The organism is Flavobacterium sp. S87F.05.LMB.W.Kidney.N (assembly GCF_004366435.1).
In the GTDB taxonomy this organism is placed as follows: Bacteria; Bacteroidota; Bacteroidia; order Flavobacteriales; family Flavobacteriaceae; genus Flavobacterium.
On sequence record NZ_SODX01000004.1, the window covers coordinates 308,498 to 324,755 of the forward strand.

Annotated in this window: 17 protein-coding genes; 4 read left to right on the forward strand and 13 right to left on the reverse strand. The window is 35.2% G+C overall.

The genetic code is table 11. The features are described from left to right. Nucleotides 1-67 precede the first annotated feature (67 nt). The 5 genes from EDB96_RS13900 to EDB96_RS13920 all read right to left on the reverse strand — a co-directional run bounded on the left by EDB96_RS13900 (nucleotide 68) and on the right by EDB96_RS13920 (nucleotide 4,549). Nucleotides 68-658: a TetR/AcrR family transcriptional regulator gene (locus EDB96_RS13900; protein WP_057118118.1), complete on the reverse strand. Its 591-nt coding sequence runs from the start codon at nucleotides 656-658 to the stop codon at nucleotides 68-70. 273 nt (nucleotides 659-931) lie between these two features. Beyond that, a complete protein-coding gene (locus EDB96_RS13905; protein ID WP_243839346.1) occupies nucleotides 932-1,399 on the reverse strand; it encodes a RidA family protein in 468 nt (155 codons plus the stop codon). Between the two features lie 125 nt (nucleotides 1,400-1,524). Beyond that, the gene (locus EDB96_RS13910) at nucleotides 1,525-2,442 is read right to left on the reverse strand and encodes an alpha/beta fold hydrolase (RefSeq protein WP_057118121.1); all 918 of its coding nucleotides are present in this window, start codon (nucleotides 2,440-2,442) and stop codon (nucleotides 1,525-1,527) included. Between the two features lie 237 nt (nucleotides 2,443-2,679). After that, nucleotides 2,680-3,087 (reverse strand): cupin domain-containing protein, encoded by a 408-nt coding sequence (locus tag EDB96_RS13915; protein ID WP_134141420.1) that lies wholly within the window; start codon nucleotides 3,085-3,087, stop codon nucleotides 2,680-2,682. A gap of 163 nt (nucleotides 3,088-3,250) precedes the next feature. Further along, on the reverse strand, nucleotides 3,251-4,549 hold the full coding sequence (locus EDB96_RS13920) for an amidohydrolase family protein (RefSeq protein ID WP_134141422.1): 1,299 nt from the start codon (nucleotides 4,547-4,549) through the stop codon (nucleotides 3,251-3,253). A gap of 98 nt (nucleotides 4,550-4,647) precedes the next feature. Between EDB96_RS13920 and EDB96_RS13925 the strand changes: the two genes are divergently transcribed. From EDB96_RS13925 to EDB96_RS13940, 4 genes are all read left to right on the forward strand, one after another. Continuing rightward, the gene (locus EDB96_RS13925; RefSeq protein WP_134141423.1) at nucleotides 4,648-5,604 is read left to right on the forward strand and encodes an AraC family transcriptional regulator; all 957 of its coding nucleotides are present in this window, start codon (nucleotides 4,648-4,650) and stop codon (nucleotides 5,602-5,604) included. A 171-nt stretch (nucleotides 5,605-5,775) separates the two neighbouring features. After that, complete coding sequence (locus EDB96_RS13930; protein WP_057118127.1) at nucleotides 5,776-6,171, forward strand: DoxX family protein; 396 nt, start codon at nucleotides 5,776-5,778, stop codon at nucleotides 6,169-6,171. A 155-nt stretch (nucleotides 6,172-6,326) separates the two neighbouring features. Beyond that, on the forward strand, nucleotides 6,327-7,214 hold the full coding sequence (locus tag EDB96_RS13935) for an oxidoreductase (protein ID WP_134141425.1): 888 nt from the start codon (nucleotides 6,327-6,329) through the stop codon (nucleotides 7,212-7,214). Nucleotides 7,215-7,277: 63 nt separating this feature from the next. Beyond that, nucleotides 7,278-8,093, forward strand: a complete 816-nt coding sequence (locus tag EDB96_RS13940) for a helix-turn-helix domain-containing protein (RefSeq protein WP_134141426.1) — start codon at nucleotides 7,278-7,280, stop codon at nucleotides 8,091-8,093. Between the two features lie 194 nt (nucleotides 8,094-8,287). Here the strand turns inward: EDB96_RS13940 and EDB96_RS13945 are convergent, their stop codons facing one another. The 8 genes from EDB96_RS13945 to EDB96_RS13980 form a co-directional block, all read right to left on the reverse strand. Next, nucleotides 8,288-9,055: a LytR/AlgR family response regulator transcription factor gene (locus EDB96_RS13945; RefSeq protein ID WP_057118131.1), complete on the reverse strand. Its 768-nt coding sequence runs from the start codon at nucleotides 9,053-9,055 to the stop codon at nucleotides 8,288-8,290. Next, nucleotides 9,036-10,052 carry a sensor histidine kinase gene (locus EDB96_RS13950; protein ID WP_134141427.1) on the reverse strand — a complete coding sequence of 339 codons (1,017 nt, stop codon included), beginning with the start codon at nucleotides 10,050-10,052 and terminating at the stop codon, nucleotides 9,036-9,038. The genes EDB96_RS13945 and EDB96_RS13950 overlap by 20 nt, the downstream gene beginning before the upstream one ends. 268 nt (nucleotides 10,053-10,320) lie before the next feature. Further along, on the reverse strand, nucleotides 10,321-11,088 hold the full coding sequence (locus EDB96_RS13955; RefSeq protein WP_134141429.1) for a DUF1223 domain-containing protein: 768 nt from the start codon (nucleotides 11,086-11,088) through the stop codon (nucleotides 10,321-10,323). 54 nt (nucleotides 11,089-11,142) lie between these two features. Further along, complete coding sequence (locus tag EDB96_RS13960) at nucleotides 11,143-11,553, reverse strand: organic hydroperoxide resistance protein (RefSeq protein ID WP_134141431.1); 411 nt, start codon at nucleotides 11,551-11,553, stop codon at nucleotides 11,143-11,145. Nucleotides 11,554-11,613: 60 nt separating this feature from the next. After that, nucleotides 11,614-12,654, reverse strand: a complete 1,041-nt coding sequence (locus tag EDB96_RS13965; RefSeq protein WP_134141432.1) for an alpha/beta fold hydrolase — start codon at nucleotides 12,652-12,654, stop codon at nucleotides 11,614-11,616. 500 nt (nucleotides 12,655-13,154) lie between these two features. Beyond that, nucleotides 13,155-13,535, reverse strand: a complete 381-nt coding sequence (locus tag EDB96_RS13970) for a PleD family two-component system response regulator (RefSeq protein ID WP_134141434.1) — start codon at nucleotides 13,533-13,535, stop codon at nucleotides 13,155-13,157. A gap of 282 nt (nucleotides 13,536-13,817) precedes the next feature. Continuing rightward, a complete protein-coding gene (locus tag EDB96_RS13975; protein ID WP_134141435.1) occupies nucleotides 13,818-14,939 on the reverse strand; it encodes an alpha/beta hydrolase-fold protein in 1,122 nt (373 codons plus the stop codon). Between the two features lie 27 nt (nucleotides 14,940-14,966). Continuing rightward, complete coding sequence (locus EDB96_RS13980; RefSeq protein WP_134141819.1) at nucleotides 14,967-16,196, reverse strand: glycosyl hydrolase family 8; 1,230 nt, start codon at nucleotides 16,194-16,196, stop codon at nucleotides 14,967-14,969. Nucleotides 16,197-16,258 lie beyond the last annotated feature (62 nt).

Genomic DNA, 16,258 nt, shown 5'->3' on the forward strand with positions numbered 1-16,258 from the left:
TTGTTGAAAACAAACTAAAAAGTCTATTTTAAATTATACTTTTTAGTTTATTTCATACTAAAAAAAATTAGATGACGTATTGTTCTAATTCAGACTTTAGACTTTTTACCAAACCCTGCATTGGTTTTGCAGTCTGCATAACTCTGCACATTACTATTCCCCCTTCAACAGAAGCTACCAATTTAAAAGCAAAAACAACGGGATCTAGTTTAGCAGAAAATTCTCCGTTATTAATTCCTTCTTGAAGCAGAGCGGTTAATTCCTGTTGACCTTTTTTAAATACTTTAGCCACTTTTTCTCTTATAAAGGGATAATTATCATCTGCCTCTACTGCAGTATTAAATATCGGGCATCCGCCTGAAATATAGGTATCAATAGGGTTTTTATAAAAATCTAAAAAGGCATGTATTTTGCCCTTCATTGTCTTTGAGCCGTAAACAGCAGCTCTTATTCTATCAGAAACCATCTTAAGAGATAAGTCAATTACTTGGTCCGACAAATCTTCTTTATTTTCAAAATGACCATATAAACATCCTTTGGTAAGCTTGGTCGCCTCAAGAACATCATCAATGTTAACTCCCGAAATGCCCTTTTCATTATAAAGAGGAACCGCGGTTTCTAATATGAATTGTTTTGTTTTTTCGGCCTTAGTCATCATTTTGAAATTAATTAGACAGCAAATATACTAAAAAGTATATTTCATACACGAAATTATAATAATTTATTCTTTTGAATTTTAGCCTAACTATGAATCACCTCTATGAAAAAATGCCATATAACTAATCTATATTTTTATGACACATTATTAAAGTGAATTCATAACACTGTTTGGCAAAAAGCTAAGACTGTCTGTTTTTGCCTTAAATAAATTATCCAATACGATTTAAGAAAAAAGCTTCGATGGCAAATATGATAAAACAATACTGTACAGTTATTCCATTTCAACAATCATTTCGGCTTCAATTACCATGTTTTGCGGAAGTGTATATACACCCACAGAAGTACGCGCATGCCTGCCCTTCTCGCCAAACACTTCAATTAATAAATCAGAAAAACCATTCATTACTTTTGATTGGTCAGTAAACGACTCGGCGGTATTTACATAACCATTTACTTTTACTATGCGTTTTATTTTGTTCAGACTTCCAAAAGCACGTTTAAGTACCGCCAGCTGATTTATGGCTGTCAGCCTGGCGGCCTGATAACCTTCTTCGGTGGTGAGACTGCTCCCTACTTTTCCAGTAATGTATTTCCCGTCTGCTTTAAGCGGTCCTCTTCCCGACAGGAAAACCATGTTTCCAACTTTTACCATATCCACATAACTTCCTAATGATTCTGGTATTTGCGGCAATTGAATTCCTAATTGACTTAACTTTTGCTCTGGAGTTTGTGCTGACAAATTAAAACTCAATAGTACTAATGCAAGTATTACTATATTTTTCATTATTTCCTTCTTATAATTATCTAAAAAAGAAAGTCATCTTTAAAAGACGACTTTCCTTATTTTTGTTTTTATTTATCTTATTATTTTATGAATTTGATCAATTCGGCATTAAATTTTGGAAGCTCTTCGATAAACAAGGCATGACCGCTTTTCTCGAATGGAACCAAAGTTGAATTGGCAATTGATTTGTGCATTTGTTCAGCTAATTCGTAAGAACAAATTTTGTCCTGTGTTCCGTGAAGTATAAGAGTTGGTATTTTTATTTTTTTCAAATCTTCTCTTAAATCTGTATCACGAAGTGCTTTCATAGATTCTCCCATTGCATATGGAGATGCCTGTGCCTGAATAGTTCCTAACCATGCACCTTGTCCTGCAGATACGCTTGTTTCATTGGCTGGGAATATTTTTCCGAAATTCTCAAACAATTGTGGTCTGTTAGTATTATTAAGGGCAATAAGACCGTTTACATCTTCTTTTGTCCAGAAACCGTAGTTAAAATCTGCTCTTTTTGTCCATAAGGGAGCCGCTGCGCCAAACAAAGCCAGTTTTGAAACGTGGGCTGCATTGTATTTGGCTACATAATGAATCACTGTTGCGCCTCCCATAGAGAATCCGCCGATTGTTGCTCCTTCAATTTTAAGTTTGTCTAGGATTACTTTGATATCATCTGCATAAACATCATAGTTGTACGCCCCCCCCGGTTTGTCTGATAATCCAAAACCTCTTAAAGTAATTCCGATAACGCGATATCCTTTCTGGATAAGTTCTGCATATTGGTATTCATACATCGCATCACTTAATGGCCATCCGTGAATCAGTACTACTGGTTTTCCTTCTCCTAAATCCGTTACATGCAGTTTTACATTTTTCTCTACTTCAATATATTCTTCCCTTCCTAAACTTGCCGGTTTTCTTTGACTTTGAGCAAATACTGTTGATACAGCTAATAAAAAAATAGCGAAGCTTGTTGTTACGATTGTTTTTAAATTGGTTTTCATTTCTTTTAGGTTTTAATTTATTTAAAATTTTTATTTATATCTGTCATTTCTTATTGACAGGACAAAATTGATAATTCTACGATTATAAAAAAAATTAATAATTTTTAGTATATATAAATTTTATTTATAATCTTGTTTAATCAGAACTTCAATTCATTTAGAGTTTCCATATGATTCAATCTTTTTTAAGCAGGAATGAATCACTAATTTATCTTATAAATAGATTTTCAGTATAGTTTACTTTTTCATTACCAAGACAGGTTTTCCTTTTTCCACTATATATGTTGCCAGTTCCGAAGCTTTTGCATGACTGTTATTTCTTGCAGAGTGAACTACGCCAGCAGGGATAAAAAGTACTTCTCCGGCCTTTAAAGTAACAGGAGACTGACCTTCGACTTCATATTCCAATACGCCATCAAGAACATAAATAACTTCCTCTCCAGGGTGAGAATGCTTTCCAAAAGCAGTATGAGCATCAAAATCGATGCGTGCCTGAACCGTTTCGTATCCCGGTACACTAAGATCGTAACGCTGCAAATCAGTACGTTTTATTCCTGATTGCTGGGCAGAAACAGTATTGGTAACAATCAATGCTAAAAGGCTAAGGGCAAAAACTGTAGTTGATGCAAAATTTAAAGTTTTCATGTTTAATCGTTTTAATTAATTTGTTGTTTTTGTTAATATTCTTGTCAAAAGTACCAAGGCTTTACTGGCATTGAAATGATACTATACCCCAAATGGACAAAGTGAGAAATGAAGTGGACAAAAGTGGAGTTATGATTATTATGGATTATAAAATCCTACCGATTTAGCTGTGATAAGACTCACCTTCCTTCCATATTCCCACTATAGATAGAGAATCAGAAATATTAATAGTAGGATCACCTTTAACTAAAAGCAAATCTGCTCTCAATCCCTCAGCAATTGATCCTCTGTCTAATAAATTAAATCTTTTAGATGGTACTGATGTGGCTGCTCTTAATGCCTCAATTGGGCTTAATCCCGCTTCTACTAACAGCTGCATTTCATGATGAACACTCACACCATGTGCAAGTCCGCCCAAATGGGGCATCGGTACAGATACATCTGTTCCAACAAGTATATCTACTCCTGCGTCGCGTAAATCCCTCACGTTGTCAAAGTTATCTTTCATATTGCCTTCGGGAAAAGTATTGAAACAAGAACACATGGTCATTTTCCAGTCTTCATTTAATTTTTTCTCAACTCTTTCATCATGCGCAACATGACAGGCAGAATTACCTATAATCGATGAATTTAATACCAGACAAGGTGTTACGAAAATTCCCTTGGCCGCAATAGCTTCAATGAGTCCTTTGGTCCAATCTGGTCTGTCAATAAATAGATGTGCCAAGCCGTCGACACCAATTTCGACCGCTGTTTTGGCCGCTTCTGCCGTTAAAACGTGGGCTATTGCAATCTTATCTAATTTATGAGCTTCATCAACTGCTGCTTTTAATACCGGAGTTTCAATGACAGGTAAACCCGGTGCATTCATTACAGTTCCTTCCTCAATCATTATTTTAAAATAATCTGCACCATTATTTACCTGACGATGAACAAAATCTATTGCTCCGCTAATTGAGGTAACATCGGCACCTATTTCTTCTTCTTCCTTTTGAGCTTGGTGAGCAGCTAAAAAAATGGCCTTTTCTTCTTCACTCATTTTCTCCATTTCTTTTAACACGAATTCCGGAATACCATCACCTTTAGGAATAAGCTCGTCTGGATGACCGCCGGGAGCTGTTAGACCCATACCGGCAGAACGCACATCGGCAGCACCTGTAACTCCTTTTAATTGGGTTTCACGTCCTTTACTGGTAAATCCTCCCATCATTTCTAATTCGGTAGTGATACCGAATTTTAATGCATCTTTTAAGAATTCTACGGAGGTATGCACATGGGCATCTATTAAACCAGGCAGCAGAGTACAGCCTGATCCGTCAATAACCTCACTTATGTCTTTTGGTAATTCATTTAGAATGGAAGTAATTACGCCGTCACTAAAGACAACTGTTTTTATACCAATTACATTTTTGCCATCAAACACATTTACATTGCTGATGGCTTTAGTTTTAATAGTAGTCATTTTGAATTATTTAAATTAATTTTTAGGCAAAGTTATCTAGTCAATAAGGATTAAAATAGCTATATTTGGCACAATAATAGCTCTAAAAGGTCATTCTAATGAAATTACATTTAAAGGAGGAATTCGGTTTTTTAGCGGGTTTTGCGGATTTATTAGGTACAGAGGTAAAAAATGGAATATTAGTGATACCCGACAATAAAGGGAAAGGCTATCTAAGAGGATTTAGATTAGACAATTCCATAAATATGCTTGTAAGTTTTTATGAGTTTAATGACAATGTGCTTGCGAAAAGACTAGGAGGTCAAAATACACTGAATAGAATACTATTTTCTTTTAATAATATTTTTCCAGATGCCGATTCAAAAAACAAATATTCAGGAAATCTCCCTTCAATTCAGATTTTTAAGGGAAAACTTAATATTGAAACATTCTATCCGGGTAGAACTAAATTCAATTCTATTTTTATTGGAATCGATTCCGATAAATTAGCCAAAACTCTAGGAGTGAATATTGACAATGAAATTTTCAGAAATATTATTACCAGCGAACAGTCGATCTTATTTGAAGAGCTGCTTTCGCCAAAAATTGAGCAGGTGGCTATGGAAATTATTCAGGCTGATATTCCAGCTTCCCTCAATGATTTCTTTTTTAAAATTAAAGCCGAGGAATTAATCTGTCTGACTTTAAAAGAACTTTTTAAAAGAGAAAATCCAACTACACATGCACTAAATCAAATAGATGTTCAAAAAATTTATAAAGTGCGAGATACAATTTTGAATAACATTGCTGCGCCTCCCGTTATAAAGCAACTGGCTTCAGAAGTAGGAATGAGCGAATCAAAGTTTAAAAGACTATTTAAACAAATTTTTGGGGACAGTTTGTTTAGTTATTACCAAAAATTCCGAATGAAAGAAGCAGCACGATTACTAAAAGAAAATAAAATGACTGTGTCAGAGGTTGGCTTTAAGATGGGGTTTTCTAATTTAAGTCACTTTGCCAAGGTTTTTGAGGAACATATTGGGACCAAGCCAAAATCGTTCCAAAAAATCAAATAAAATTAAAGAGCAATGATGACTATTTCGATCAAATTGTAAAGCTTTAAATAAAATTAGCCTCTAAATTGTCTATTTAAACATCGAAATTGTCCACTTCAATTACTTATGATTATCTAATGAGAGTGTTCTGATGCAAATTTGCCCTGTTTAACAGCTTAAAATTTTAAAATCATGAATGCAAAAACAACAAAAATTATTTATTGGACAGGTGTTATCTTAACTTCTTTATGGTTTGGAGCCAGCGGTTTTTTCGAACTTACTACAAATCCTATTGTTTGGGGAATTACACAGCAATTAGGATATCCAGAACATTTCATCTACCTGCTTGGTGTGTTTAAAGCCGCAGGAGTTATCGTGTTATTAATTCCAAATAAGTTACTGCGGTTGAAAGAATGGGTCTTTGCGGGTATTTTCTTTGATATCACTTTTGCGTTTTTTTCAAAACTCGCAGTACTAGGCTTTTCTGCAGTAACTGACGCTGTTATTGCTTTTATAATGGTAAGCATAACTTATTTAATGTTTAGAAAATTATACACTGTTCACTACATTACCCATAAAACTGAATAGATTTAGTATTTATTGGAATAGTAAAGCCTGAGATTATCTCAGGCTTTTTCGTTATAGAATTATGAGCTTTCTAACAAATAAATTTGAGCTTTTTAACAAAATACTCATCCCTGCTTCTGCCGTAATTTTGTACTGAACATTTAAATACAATTACAATGAATAAAATATGGTTTATTACAGGAAGCTCAAGAGGATTAGGACGTAATCTTACAGAAGCAGTTTTAAAAAGCGGTGATAAAGTTGTGGCAACGGCCCGCGATATCGATCAGTTAAGAGATTTGAAGGCTCTTTACAAAGATCAAATCTTTCCGCTAGCCTTAGATGTTACTAACTATGAACAAGTGTATAGTGCGGTTAAAACGGCTGCAGAACATTTTGGAAGAATTGACGTCTTGGTAAACAATGCAGGATTCGGAATTATCGGGGCTGCCGAAGCGTACACCAGTGAGCAGGTCCGCAGTCAGTTAGAAACTAATTTATATGCCCCAATTGAGATTACGCGTGCCGTCCTTCCTTATATGCGCAAACAGGGGTCAGGAAGGATTTTACAAATCAGTTCTATTGGCGGACGCGTTGGTAATCCAGGCCTAACGATGTATCAGGCGGCAAAATTTGGTCTAAGCGGCTTTACCGAAGCTTTGGCCAAAGAAGTTTCTTCGTTAGGAATATTGGTAACTAGTGTCGAACCAGGCGGTTTCCGTACCGATTGGGCTGGCGCTTCTATGTCTTACGCAACTGAAATAGAAGGCTACGAAATGGTAAAACAACGTACTGATTTTTTCAAAGGAGGACAATTTGTTGCTGTTGGTGATCCTGAAAAAGCAGCCAAAGTGATGGTGGATTTAGCGTCTCATCCAAACCCTCCAGTACACTTGGTACTAGGTAGTGAAGCAATTGGTATATTAAAAAATGCTGACCAAAAGCGAACAGAAGAAATGGAAAATTGGATGAATGTTAGTATATCAACAGATCATGATGAAGCAGGAAGCTTTTTTGATACCGCACAAGGAAAATGGTATACCAATAATACTAAAAAAGAATAATTTAAATACATTCTGTAATGGTCAGTACTAAATATTGCTGACCATTTTTTATAAATTTGTAATATGAACGATTCAAAAATAAATCAGAAAACACCAGCAATTGCTTATTCGTGCTATTATACCCAAAATCGCGAAGGTGAACAATTTGCTGCAGAACATGTTTTAAGTTTTCAGATTTCAGGAATACTTACTTTAAACAACGGCATCAGAGAGTATATTTTCAAACCGGGAGATTTTCGATTTATCAAAAGGAATCAGCTCATAAAATTCAATAAACAGCCTGATCCTAATGCTGCATTTCAATCCATTTCAATTTATTTGAATCAGGAAGCATTGCGTGATTTCTCAATAAAACACAATCAGAAGACCAGTTTAATTAAAAGTCCTGAAACAGAAACTGTTTTTCAATTAGAAGAAACTCCACTGCTTAAAAGTTTAATGGGATCTTTGATTCCTTATATCAACGAAGATCAATTAATTACAGAAGAACTTCAAACTTTAAAAGTAAATGAAGCTATTACCATTTTATTGCAATGTAAACCCGAACTCAAAGATATTTTATTTGATTTTAATGAGCCGGGGAAAATTGATTTGGAAGCTTTCATGAAAAAGAATTTTCATTTTAATGTACAGTTAGACCGTTTTGCCTACCTCACTGGTAGAAGCTTGGCCACTTTTAAACGTGACTTTCAGCGTATTTTTGAAGTTTCGCCAAGCCGTTGGTTATTACAAAAAAGATTACAGAAGGCTTATTATCTGATAAAAGAAAAAGGAAAAACCCCAACTGAAGTCTATCTTGAAGTAGGTTTTGAAGACCTTTCCCATTTTTCATTTGCCTTTAAGAAACAATATGGATTGTCTCCTTCGAAGGTCTTTTAATTTTTTTTTTTGTTTCAGGTTTCATGTTTCATGTCTAAAGTTCTGGTTTATACGGCATGTCGTCCAGATATCTATATAATCTTTCTTTTTGCCCGTTTGGCAACCTGAGCCAGAGGTTTCGGGACTGAAACTTGAAACTTAATCCCTAAGTTTCAAAACATGAAACATCAAACATCAAACAAAAAAACTAATCTTTACCTATTTTCCAGCCAGTTCAAAAAGGCGGTTGCTTTCTCTTTTCCTACCAACAATTTTTCTTCTGTTGGAATGGTTAATTTGATAATTAACTTACGAGAGAAATAATGTTCTGCCTCTCTAATTGCTGCAAAATTCACCAAATACTGCCTGTTGATCCTGAAGAATTGTATGGGCGATAACAGCTTATGAACCTCATCTAATGATTGTGTAATTTGATATTCAGTTTTATCAAAACACATGATGGTTGGAGTTTCATTTTTAATATAAAACAAAGCAATATTCTCGGTTAAAACTGTTTGGTATTTATTGTTTTTAAAAACCAAAAAACTGCTTTTCCCTTTATTCTCGCCAGTTCGTGTCAATAAATACTCGAAATCTGGTATCATCTTTTTATTTCTTTGGAAGAAATTCTTCAGTTCTGCTGCTTTCTTAATAGCCTGTGCAATACTTTCTCTTGAAAATGGTTTCAATACGTAGTCAATTCCGTTTGACTTAAATGCCTCAATTGCATAGTCATCAAATGCGGTGCAGAATATTACTGGTGATACAACCTCTACATTTTTGAAAATTTCAAAACACAGACCATCTGCCAGCTGAATATCCATGAAAATAAGATCTGGCTGATCATTTTCTGACAGATAGCTCACGGCACCGTCTATGCTCTGTATATACGACAAAATTTGAGTATCAGGTCTGATGCTCAGAATAAGCTGCCCAAGCGCTTTGGCTGTTTTTACCTCATCTTCAATTATTATGATAGTCATAGATCATTGGTATTTTTACTTTAAATATAGTTTCGGTTTTATCAATTTGAATTTCCTTATGAATTAAATGCATAAGTCGATTATTGATGTTATCCAGACCAACACCTGTTGACAAAACACCTCTTTTGAGCTGTATTGGATTTTCAATAACTAAAAAATCGTTCTCTGAGTATAACTTGATTCGCAATGGTTTTTCAAGGGAAACCACGTTATGTTTGATGCAGTTTTCTATTAATAACTGAACAGTAAAAGGGGGAACTACAGACTCGTATTGTTTTTGATCCACTTCATTTATCAGAACGAATCCATCTTCAAAACGCGCTTTGAGCAGAAATACATAAGAATCTAAAATTTGAAGTTCTTCTTTTAAGGGTATTAAATCTAACTTTCGGCTTTCGAGTGTAAAACGGTAAAAATCAGATAATTTTAAAATAAAGTCAGCACTCTGCGGATCCTGAATTTCTACCATAGATTTCAGCGTATTGAGACTATTAAATAAAAAATGGGGATTTACCTGTTGTTTCAGTAATTCGTACTGCGCTCCTAGATTAACAGCATGCGTGCGTTCTAATTCCAGTCCCATCTTCTGGGTCTGATAGTTTTGAAAAAGCAGATGCAGAAACATATAAACAATCAGATTAATTAATACGCCCCGCAATTCAAACATGATTGGAGCATCCATTTTAGAAATCTGAAAAAGTTCCTGATGCCCAATTACCAGAATAACCATAATTAGAATCCCCAATATCACACTTAGCAAAAGTTTCCAGTTAAACAAACTTTTATTGGTACGCTGCGACGAGAACTTTGGAAGGCTGTAAATATTATAATACCAAATAAATATAGAGAACATTAAGGTAATCGAAGAATTGATGACAATATCTCCAGGAGTTGATCCAGCGTCAAATAACTTTGGTATCGAAGCAAGAACCGCCAATGCTATAGAACTTCCCCAAATCACCTTTCGTGAAACGTGAAAGTTTTTTACTTTTTCCATATATTTTTATGTGTTTTTAGATCTCGCTTTGTCAAAGATAGGATATTTTGAAAGTATTTTTTAATCCCTAAAAAAATCGGAACAAAATATTTCTGTTCCGATTTTATCTTTAGTAAGTTCAAATTTCAAAGCCAAAGTGCCTTATTCTCCTGCATTAACAACATGATATTTTCTTTTATAATAAGATCACTTTTATTACGCTTAAAACTTTTGGTACGTTTTGCTTCCGGCATTTTACTGCAACAGGATAAGCTTAAAAAAACTGTTTTCATAAAATCGGAGATTGTTGTAACACAGCTCGTGATGCTCCCATAACACTTCCTGTATTATTGTCCTGAATAAAACCAATCACTTCAAAATCTTTTGTATTAATTTTTTTTGGCAGATGAATCCATACTATTCCTTTTTTATCTTTTAAAGCTGACGACTGTAAATGACGAACAATTTGATAATGCGATAGAATGCGGTTAGCATTCTCCCCTCTTTTTACATTGCTTTTAGCTGTTTTCTGAACAATTGCAAGTAACAAGCTGCTGTTTTTAAAAACGCCTTCTATATTGTAATTTACTTTAAGATTATTATTGGCCTGAGTGCCTTCGAGAAATAATTTGGCAGCTGCAGGTTTTGAAAGTGCAGACTTGATTCCATTTCTAACAGTAGTTTCCTGCGAAGCAATATAATCAGTTTTTCCGTTTACAACCAGCTGTGGTGTATAAATTGGTTCTTTTCCCAGAAATTTTGCATAATCGTACTGCCTTTTGGTGTAAGCTGAATTGCTAAAGACATCTTTCCATCCTTGTCTGTCCCAATAATCGACATGATAAGCCAAAATATAAACCTCATAGTTTTTATATTCATTTTGGATTCTTCCCATCAGTTCATCTGCAGGCGGACAGCTTGAGCAGCCTTCAGAAGTGTATAATTCTAATAAAGCAAAACCTTTCTCTGCTCTTTTATCTGGATTTTGCCCTAACACAGTCATTCCTATTAAAAGCATCAATGTGATGAAAACTGGTAATAATTGTATCTTTTTCATGATGTAAATTGACTATAATAAGCCTCATTCGAAGAGGCTTTTGATTTTAAATGTTTAAAGGATATTAATTTCAACATTAATATTTCCTCTTACTGCTTTAGAGTAAGGACAGGTCTGATGTGCTTCATCCGCTACTTTTCTTGCTGTGTGAGGATCTAGACCTGGCAGACTAATATTCAATCTTGCCTGAAGAGAATATGCACCTTCTGTCACGCACAAGTCTACTTCAGCATCTACCGAAGTATCCGACGGAAGTTTAATATTTAACTTTGAGGCGGCAATTCCCATTGCACCAATAAAACATGCTGACCAGCCTGCCGCCAAAAGTTGTTCTGGATTTGTCCCAGAACGTGAAGAACCTGGAGAACTAAGTTTAATATTCAATTGTTCATCTGAACTTTGTGATGCTCCTTCGCGGCCGCCAGTCGTGTGTGTCCTGCCTGTGTATAAAATTTTTGTTTCCATAATTTTTTAATTGTGTGTTGTGAAATGTTAATTGTGTGTTGTGCTTGCTTTTTACTTTATTTATTTTTTACTTAAATTATCGACGTCTATAATTGCTTTTGCAAATGCCTGTGGATCTTCTTGAGGAACATTATGTCCGATGCCTTTGAGGATTCTGTGTTCATATTTTCCTTTGAATTTGTCTGCGTACGCTTTTCCATCGGCGAAAGCACCGTCAAAATCGCTTCCTATTGTAATAGTAGGCACTTTAATTGCAGGTCTTGCTGCTAAACGTTTTTCTAAACTATCGTATTTAGATTCTCCCGCTTCAAGTGATTGTCTCCATCTGTAATTATGAATAACGATTGCTACGTGGTCCGGATTATCAAAAGACTGCGCCGTTTGATCGTAAGTCGCTTTATCGAACTTCCATAATGGAGAGGCGATCTGCCAGATTTGTTTATTAAACTCGTAGGTATTTTGAGTGTATCCTAATTTTCCCCTTTCTGTTGCAAAGTAATATTGATACCACCATCCTAATTCTGCTTTTGGAGGCAGCGGTTTTAAATTAGCTTCAAGATTTACAACCAAATAACCGCTGACAGAAACTAATCCTTGTAAACGTTCAGGCCAAAGTGCCGCCATAACAACCGCTGTCCTAGCTCCCCAGTCAAAACCTCCAATAATGGCTTTATCAATTTTAAGCGCATCCATCAAAGCAATAATATCAGTTGCTAATGCTGCTTGCTGTCCGTTTCTAAAAGTATCTTTCGAAAGGAATGTCGTAGTTCCAGATCCCCTTAAATATGGAGTGATTACTCTATAGCCTTTTGCAGCTAAAATAGGAACCACTTCCTTATAACTGTGAATATCATAAGGCCAGCCGTGGAGCAGTATTACAGTAGTTCCGTTGGAAGGCCCAGCTTCAGTATAGCCTACGTTTAATAAACCAGCATTAACTTGTTTTAGTGTTCCCAAAGCAGGACTTATTGTTACTGCATTTGGTTTCTGGTTTTCTGATTGTGCATTGACAGCATTAAAGCTTAAAAAAAGAGCAGCAATTAAAAATACCTTAGAAGTTAAAGCTGTTATACGGTTGGTGATTTTTGATATTGTTTTCATAATCCTGATGTTTTAATCATTTACCTATTAGTTAATTTATTAGCCAAAAGTATGGCTGCAGTTCTGGTTTTAAAATCAGAAAATATCCCAAACGGACAAACTAGGGCGTGAAATGGACAGGCTTAAATTTGAAAATTCTATATAAAAAAATAACCTGCAGGTGCAGGCTGATTTAAGAAAAAAACTAAATGATTAAAAAGGAAAAAGGAAAGCTCTAAAAAGCATCACCATAAGGATATGCAGCGCAATAAGCACCGAGAAGAAAACAAAAGTTATTGAAATCAGTTATGAGTACAAAACTGACTTATTGATTCTGTCTCGAAAAAAATCACATCGTTAATAGTAATGATTTGTGAAATTTATAATCCATATCTGCCAAGATTTGAATGGCTGTATGTGTTTTTTCACATAGATAATTAAGTCAGATATAATTAAAAAGCACGCCAGTACAATGCTATAAACAAATTGGCTATAACAAAAGGACTTCGCCTGAGAGCTGCCTATAATATTTCATCTAGAACAGATTTTAGTTCCTCGAATGTATCAGGCTTTGAAATATATTTTACGATCGTATCGTTTTTTAAAAGCCAGGGAATCATAATATGCTCATCTGGTGTTGAAAACATTACCACTTCAATATTTGCCAGCCTGTCATAACTGCGCAGACGGCGTATAAATTCCAGCCCATTTATAAAAGGCATATTATAATCCAGTAATATCAAATCAGGAAGTTTATCAGTAGAATTGAGTTCTGAAAGCGCTTTTATAGGATTGCCCGCAGTGCGGCAGTTCACTTCTTTGTTCAGAGAGCTGATGGCGTCTATAAAATTGGTAATATCGTCATCATCATCATCCACAAGAAATATCTCTTTTCTTAACATATAATCTAATTTAATAATCTATAATCTTTACAACAGTTAATAATAACCTTAAATATAAGATTATTTTTAATTAAAAGACAAAGAAGACACAAAAAACTCCCTTTTGATACATGAATAAAAAAAATACTCAGGTTTTTGTCTAATCCTTGTACTAAACAATCAACCTGAGCTATTTTTCCGTACTTCACTGTTCAAAATAAGATAAAAACAGTTAAAAGAAATATTATATACTATTAATGATAATGAATATGAGAACCGCAGCACTGAGCTGAAAAATTCGATTTACTTAAATAAAAGCGGTGCTAATTTTTGGAAGCTTCTGCGCCAAGTCAAAAATTCGTGTCCTGTATTTTCTGAAACATAAGAGACCGCATTGAATCCTGCCTCTTTCAAAGTCTTTACAGCAGTTTCTACATTCTCTGGTCTTTCTCGACTTCCACAGCTTATAAAAACCAACTTTACTTTTGATTTATCTTTAATCTCTTCCGGCTTATAAATACCTCCACTTAGAAGTGCATATTGAGAAAAAACATCAGGCCTGTTAAGGGTAATAGAATGTGTTTCCATTCCACCCATCGACAAACCAGCCATGGCACGATTGGCCTGATTAGGAACTGTACTGAAATTTGAGTCAATATAAGGAATTAACTCTTCTACAAGAACAGTCTGAAACGGTTCTATCTTGAAACTAGCCAGACCTCCGTATTTAACATCATTTGTCATGCCATATGCCATGACGATAATAAATGGTTTTATTTTACCTTCAGCAATCAAATTATCCATAATTAAATTTACACGTCCCTGATTGCTCCAAGCCGTTTCGTCTTCTCCCCATCCGTGTTGTAAATACAAAACAGGATATTTGATGTTTTTATCTTTATTATACCCAGGTGGTGTGTAAACAAAAGCTCTACGTGAGGTATTGGTGCTTTTTGAAGGGAAAAGAATCTGCTGTACATTTCCGTGAGGAACATCTTTCAATGCATAAAAATCCTCATCATGCGCTGGTATTTCTATACCACTTTCCCAACGGGTAGATCCAAAAAAGTTAAGTGCACCTGGATCATTAAAAATTCCACCGTCAACAGTAACATGATAATAATGAAACCCTTCATCCATTGCACCTGCCGTGGTGCCTCTCCAGTAACCATCCTGATCTTTTGTTAGAACCGTTCCTCCTTTTGCTCCTCCTAACCCAAGGCTTACTACAACTGATTTAGCCTCGGGAGCTAAAATTTGAAATCGTGCATAACCTTGAGAATTGACTTTTGGATATTCCTGCCCAGGCTGATTTATTGTTGATGATTTAAAATCTTCGATAACAGAAGCTGGGTTTGTCTGTGCAAAACCTGCAGCGCCTATCAAAACAAATATCCATAGTATTATAACTGATAACTGTTTCATACTTTTACTTTTAAGTTTAAATTCTAATTAACTCTTTGGAGTTATAATCTGGTAGTTCCCGCTAAGATGCATTAAACTGAAGAGATACATTAATCCATCATAATAGGGATCAAAGTAACCGTCTTCATAAGGTTCAAGTTTGGCATTCCAGACAGCGTGAACAAAATCCATGCTTGCTTTATCTTTATTTACTAACGATGCTGCAGCGGCGGTTCCTACTAAACCAATTGAATGTCTGAGTTTTTTAACAGGGCCGGCTTGAAGAATAAAATCGGGAGTAGAACCATCAAGATTAAACTGATCTTCATACTTGTCTAATCCTTTAGATCTTAGAAAATTTTGAAAACGCTTCGCATAATCTTCCTGCCATTCTTTATCTTTTCCGTACCAAGTATAATCCATGGCAATGTTCATAGGAACTCGCCAAGAATCATAACGGAATCCAGGAGGCATCCAAGGTGTCGGATGCGGTTCTCCATTAAATTCTGTATAATCTGAATTTAGCCCCGTCACAGGATGACAGGCTTTATGTAAAAAATTACGCGAAACATCGGCGCATTCTTTATAAAACTGCTCATGACCGTCTTTAGCATACAATGCCCATATTTCATAAAATGCAGGAACATGATAAGAAGGGTCTGTCCAGTTGTAACCTCCTCCTTCTGGCACAAAGGAAATTTGTTTGTGCTCAATATTTATAATATTATGAACATTCGCTGTACCATCTTTTTTCCACATGGCATCTAAAATTCTTCTGGCTTCTTTATAATAATTTATTCCTGTATCGTTACCCCATTTATTAGAAGCAAAAAGCAGACTGGTTATAAAATACAATTCCCCGTCTGAGGCAGAGCCGAGAGAATTTTGTTTTTTGGTCTTTGGATCTACACTCCAAGCAAAATATCCTTCTCTTGGTCCTTCTTGATGCTGCATGTATTTTACAGACCACCTCCATAAACGATCAAAAACATCTTTTTTATTGAGCTGAACGGCAACCATCATTCCGTATGACATTCCTTCTGTACGGGCATCTTTATTTTTAACATCAGAAACATATCCTAAAGTTTCTCCTTCTTCAAAATATACTTTGTTTGGCCCTTCGAATATATCATAATAGGCTTTGGCTACTTTCTTGTCTATTTCGTCTTGGCTGTAACCTGCTTCCTTAAATAGATTTCTACATTGCGGTCTTTCGGATTGTGTTTTTTCCGTCTTCTTTTTTTCCTGTCCAGTAACTCGAATGGGTGTTGTCATCATGACGATCATTAAAAAAAACGAAATTTTAATTACAGACCTGCTTGAGTTTTTTTTATATACAA

Bases quoted from the DNA above. Each gene is read 5' to 3' on its own strand.
- EDB96_RS13960 (WP_134141431.1), bottom strand. From the start codon at position 11,553: ATGGAAACAAAAATTTTATACACAGGCAGGACACACACGACTGGCGGC.
- EDB96_RS13910 (WP_057118121.1), bottom strand. From the start codon at position 2,442: ATGAAAACCAATTTAAAAACAATCGTAACAACAAGCTTCGCTATTTTT.
- EDB96_RS13950 (WP_134141427.1), bottom strand. From the start codon at position 10,052: ATGGAAAAAGTAAAAAACTTTCACGTTTCACGAAAGGTGATTTGGGGA.
- EDB96_RS13965 (WP_134141432.1), bottom strand. From the start codon at position 12,654: ATGAAAACAATATCAAAAATCACCAACCGTATAACAGCTTTAACTTCT.
- EDB96_RS13970 (WP_134141434.1), bottom strand. From the start codon at position 13,535: ATGTTAAGAAAAGAGATATTTCTTGTGGATGATGATGATGACGATATT.
- EDB96_RS13975 (WP_134141435.1), bottom strand. From the start codon at position 14,939: ATGAAACAGTTATCAGTTATAATACTATGGATATTTGTTTTGATAGGC.
- EDB96_RS13900 (WP_057118118.1), bottom strand. From the start codon at position 658: ATGATGACTAAGGCCGAAAAAACAAAACAATTCATATTAGAAACCGCG.
- EDB96_RS13915 (WP_134141420.1), bottom strand. From the start codon at position 3,087: ATGAAAACTTTAAATTTTGCATCAACTACAGTTTTTGCCCTTAGCCTT.
- EDB96_RS13945 (WP_057118131.1), bottom strand. From the start codon at position 9,055: ATGACTATCATAATAATTGAAGATGAGGTAAAAACAGCCAAAGCGCTT.
- EDB96_RS13930 (WP_057118127.1), top strand. From the start codon at position 5,776: ATGAATGCAAAAACAACAAAAATTATTTATTGGACAGGTGTTATCTTA.
- EDB96_RS13940 (WP_134141426.1), top strand. From the start codon at position 7,278: ATGAACGATTCAAAAATAAATCAGAAAACACCAGCAATTGCTTATTCG.
- EDB96_RS13925 (WP_134141423.1), top strand. From the start codon at position 4,648: ATGAAATTACATTTAAAGGAGGAATTCGGTTTTTTAGCGGGTTTTGCG.
- EDB96_RS13980 (WP_134141819.1), bottom strand. From the start codon at position 16,196: ATGATGACAACACCCATTCGAGTTACTGGACAGGAAAAAAAGAAGACG.
- EDB96_RS13920 (WP_134141422.1), bottom strand. From the start codon at position 4,549: ATGACTACTATTAAAACTAAAGCCATCAGCAATGTAAATGTGTTTGAT.
- EDB96_RS13935 (WP_134141425.1), top strand. From the start codon at position 6,327: ATGAATAAAATATGGTTTATTACAGGAAGCTCAAGAGGATTAGGACGT.
- EDB96_RS13955 (WP_134141429.1), bottom strand. From the start codon at position 11,088: ATGAAAAAGATACAATTATTACCAGTTTTCATCACATTGATGCTTTTA.